The following is an 838-nucleotide window of genomic DNA, read 5'->3' as shown; positions in this document are numbered from 1 at the left end:
ACCCGGCAGGCAGGGTCGGTCTCTTGACATCCGCTCCGGGATGTCCGATGACAAGGACATCGAAGCAGTTACGATACCGGTTCCATCCCAGGATCTTCACGGCTCTGGTGTCCTCCATCTGCAGAAGCTGAACATAGCGGGAAGCGGCGTCGTCGAAGGACGAACATCTGAAACGACGTATCTTGATCTCCTCATGGCCGTTGGAATCCCAACAGCCATTGTGATAGACCCTGTCGACGACGAACTCCCTCATGGGATCAAGCCTTCCCACCGGACTTGAAGGCCTTGAGCTTCGAGAGTGCGACATCGAGATCGTCAACCGCCTGAGAGGAAGGTCCGAGCTCGAGTCCCTCGATCGCCTCGGCGACCTTCAGGAGATGCTCACCGAACGCACGGATGGAATCGGCATCCTTAGGAATGGGGATGCTCGTCACATTGTTCTTCATGGATCCGTTCTCGTCGCGGACCTTCTCCATGAAGTAGAGAGAGTACGTCGGAACGGGCGGGAGATAGCTCTTGGTCGATTCGTCGTACTTCTCAGCAAGAGCCAGATTCGACGTCACCGACCCGATGGTGATCTTGAGGAGAGGCTCCTTCTTAGTGAAATGACGCTCCTCCGGAACTCCGAGGTTCTTCTGGACATCTGCGATGATGGTCTGTGTGTTGTTCTGCTTGTTCGTATTGTTGATTTCATTCTGTGTAGACATCGGTCATTACCTCCTGTCAGCTTGTGGAAACGGTTTCGAGAAGAGGTTTCAAATGATCTCTCGAGAGCTTTCGCTGTTCATTCGTTCACAAAACGAGGCGATCACCCCCGGCCATTGTTGAAGCAATGACT

General features: G+C 53.7%; 2 protein-coding genes. Both read right to left on the bottom strand.

Translation table 11 applies throughout. The features are described 5' to 3' along the window. Positions 1-253, bottom strand: a 253-nt coding sequence (locus V5D86_RS09580) for a hypothetical protein (protein ID WP_414596463.1), incomplete at its 3' end; no start/stop codon positions are given. Positions 254-257: 4 nt separating this feature from the next. Then, the gene (locus V5D86_RS09575) at positions 258-707 is read right to left on the bottom strand and encodes a hypothetical protein (RefSeq protein ID WP_414596462.1); all 450 of its coding nucleotides are present in this window, start codon (positions 705-707) and stop codon (positions 258-260) included. Positions 708-838: the final 131 nt, after the last annotated feature.

This window comes from Candidatus Methanoprimaticola sp. MG2 (assembly GCF_047501175.1).
GTDB lineage: Archaea > Thermoplasmatota > Thermoplasmata > Methanomassiliicoccales > Methanomethylophilaceae > Methanoprimaticola.
This window is presented reverse-complemented; position numbering and strand designations above follow the sequence as displayed.

Excerpts from the sequence above, each read along its gene's own strand:
- V5D86_RS09575 (WP_414596462.1), bottom strand. The coding sequence starts at position 707 with ATGTCTACACAGAATGAAATCAACAATACGAACAAGCAGAACAACACA.